The following is a 2,917-nucleotide window of genomic DNA, read 5'->3' as shown; positions in this document are numbered from 1 at the left end:
GCGAGCCGTACACCCTGGACGAGCCGGCACCGCCGGGCCTGCTGCACGTCGCCGTGCTCGGCAGTCCGCACCCGCACGCGCGGATCACCCGCATCGACGCGGCCGCGGCCCGGGACGCGCCCGGCGTGCACCTGGTGCTCACGCACCACGATGTCCCGGACACCCTCTACTCGACCGGACGGCACCAGAACCGGCTCGACGACCCCGACGACACCCGCATGCTCGACCCCGTGCTGCGGTTCGTCGGCCAGCGCGTCGCGGTCGCCGTCGCCGAGACCCCACGGCAGGCCCGTGACGCGCTCGCCCTGGTTCGGGTCGACTACGAGGTGCTGCCCGCCGTCCTCGACCCCGAGGCCGCCCGCAGCCCCGGCGCACCCTTGCTGCACGCCGGCAGGACACCCACCGGGCACCGCGTCGCGGAGGCGGGCCGTAACGTCGTCGCGCAGGTCCACGAGGAGTACGCCGCACCCGGGCACGACGGCGTCGAGGCGGCCCTGGCGGCGTCGGCGGCGATCGTGACCGGAACCTGGACCACGGCTCGCGTGAACCACGTCGCGCTGGAGACGCACGGCGCCCGCGCCTGGCTGGAGCCGGGGGAGCAACTGCTGCACGTGCGCACCTCCACGCAGGTGCCGTTCCTCGTGCGCGACGAGCTCGCCCGGCTCCTGGACCTGCCGCAGGACCGCGTCCGGGTGGTCGCGGGCCGCGTGGGCGGCGGGTTCGGCGGCAAGCAGGAGCTCCTCGTCGAGGACGTCGTCGCGCTCGCCGCCCTGCGCACCGGGCGGCCCGTGCAGTGGGAGCTCAGCCGCACCGAGCAGTTCACGACCGTGCCGTGCCGGCACCCGTTCCGCGTCACGGTGCGCGCCGGGGCGACCGCGGACGGGGAGCTCACCGCGCTCGCGATCGACGTCCTGGCCGACACCGGTGCGTACGGCAACCACGCGCCCGGCGTGCTGTTCCACGGCGTGCACGAGTCCATGGCCGTGTACCGGGCCCCCAACAAGCGGGTCGACGCCGAGTCCGTCTACACCAACAACGTGCCGTCCGGCGCGTTCCGCGGGTACGGGCTGGGGCAGGTGCAGTTCGCGATCGAGGGCGCGCTCGACGAGCTCGCCGCGCGGCTGGAGATCGACCCGGTCGAGATGCGCCGCCGCAACGTCGTCCGCCCGGGCGACCCGTTCATCGTCGGCCAACCGGTGGACGGCGACCTGGAGTACGGGTCCTACGGGCTGGACCAGTGCCTCGACCTCGTCGAGGACGCGCTCGCCTCGGGCCGGGGCGAGGCGGCCCCGGACGGCTGGGCCGAGGGGCGCGGGGTGGCCCTCGCGATGATCGCGACCATCCCGCCGCGCGGGCACTACACGCACGCCCGGGTCACGGTCGCGGAAGACGGCGACTTCGTGGTCGACGTCGGCACCGCCGAGTTCGGCAACGGCACCACGACTGTGCACGCGCAGCTCGCCGCGACGGAGCTGGGCGTGCCGGTCGAGCGGGTGCGCGTGCGCCCGTCGGACACGGCGACGTCCGGCTACGACACGGGTGCCTTCGGCTCGGCGGGCTCGGTCGTCGCGGGCCTGGCGGTCCAGCGTGCGGCCGCGGCCCTCCGCGCCGAGATCAACGTGATGGTCTCGACAGGCTCGACCGGAGGCGCGATCGCCGCTGGAGCACGTCCGGACCTGGCCGGGATGTCGGCCGAGGCCACGCACGACGGGTCGCCGCGGTCCGTCGCGTTCAACGTCCACGGTTTCCGCGTCGCCGTGCAGCGAGAGACCGGGGCCGTGCGGATCCTCCAGTCGGTGCAGGCCGCCGACGCCGGCGTCGTGATCAACCCCGAGCAGCTCCGCGGGCAGGTCGAGGGCGGGGTGGCGCAGGCGATCGGCTCGGCCCTGACCGAGCAGCTCGTGGTGCGCGACGGCGTGGTCGTCACCGACAGGCTGCGGCACTACCGCGTGCCACAGGCCGCCGACGTCCCCGACACCGAGGTGCTCTTCGCCGACACCGTGGACCGGCTCGGGCCCCGCGGCGCCAAGTCCATGAGCGAGGCACCCTACAACCCCGTCGCCCCCGCGCTGGCCAACGCGATCGCCGACGCGACCGGCGTCCGTCCGCGTGACCTGCCGATGCGCCCCGACCGGCTGTGGGCGCTGCTGCGTGCTACAGCGGCCGCACCGACCGGCCGTGCGGGTCGGTGAGCGCCACCGGTTCGCCGTCCCGGGCCAGGATGAACTGTGGATCAGCGCCCGCGGGCAGCTTCGCGGCGACGTCGGGCAGCACGGTCCAGCCCTCGTTGCTGAGCCAGACGACGCCGCGCGTTCGCCGCAGGCGGTCCATCGTGGCGGCGAACTCCGCCAGCTCCGGCGGCGTGAGGTAGCAGAGCACCGCGGAGTTCTGCACCACGACGGTGGCCTCAGCCGGTGCGGCGGCGACCAGGTCGGCGACCCCCGTGAGCAGGTCGCCGGCCACCAGGTGTGGCGAGTCGGCCGCGACCAGCCGGGCCGCCGCGCGCAGCGTCCCGACGCGGTCCGTGTGCTCCGGCCAGACGAGCGCCTCCAGCCAGGCGAGGTCGGCCGGGTCGCGCACGTCGAGCGGGTTCAGGTCGATGCCCGCGCGCCACACGACGTCGGGCAGCCGGGTGGGTACCGGACCCTCGATGGTGCAGGGGAGCAGCACGTCGCTCGGGCCGTCGGCCGGGTCGAGCCGGGTGACGGCGCCGTCCGGCGTCGTGTAGGCGTAGGAGTACCGGTCCGGGTAGAGGCAGAGTCCGGCCGACGCGCCCACCTCGACCAGCGCGACCGGGCCGTCGACCGCCGCCAGCGTCGGCAGGAGGGTGGCGCAGCGGCGCGGCTCGTTGGTCTGCGTCGCCCGGGTGCGCATCTCGTGCTCGACGCCGGGCCAGGCGGCCAGCAACCAGGACCGC

Annotated in this window: 2 protein-coding genes; one reads left to right on the top strand and one right to left on the bottom strand. The window is 75.3% G+C overall.

Going from position 1 to position 2,917, the window contains the following annotated elements:
- Positions 1-2,192 (top strand): xanthine dehydrogenase family protein molybdopterin-binding subunit (locus PROKR_RS19280; RefSeq protein WP_036965863.1); only part of this gene is annotated, 2,192 nt, incomplete at its 5' end.
- Here PROKR_RS19280 and PROKR_RS19275 read toward each other — a convergent pair.
- Positions 2,155-2,917: DUF2332 domain-containing protein (locus PROKR_RS19275; RefSeq protein ID WP_036965861.1), on the bottom strand; the 763-nt coding region annotated here is incomplete at its 5' end. The two genes, PROKR_RS19280 and PROKR_RS19275, sit on opposite strands and share 38 nt — an antisense overlap.

It is taken from the genome of Promicromonospora kroppenstedtii DSM 19349, assembly GCF_000515355.1.
Taxonomy (GTDB): Bacteria; Actinomycetota; Actinomycetes; order Actinomycetales; family Cellulomonadaceae; genus Promicromonospora; species Promicromonospora kroppenstedtii.
This window is presented reverse-complemented; position numbering and strand designations above follow the sequence as displayed.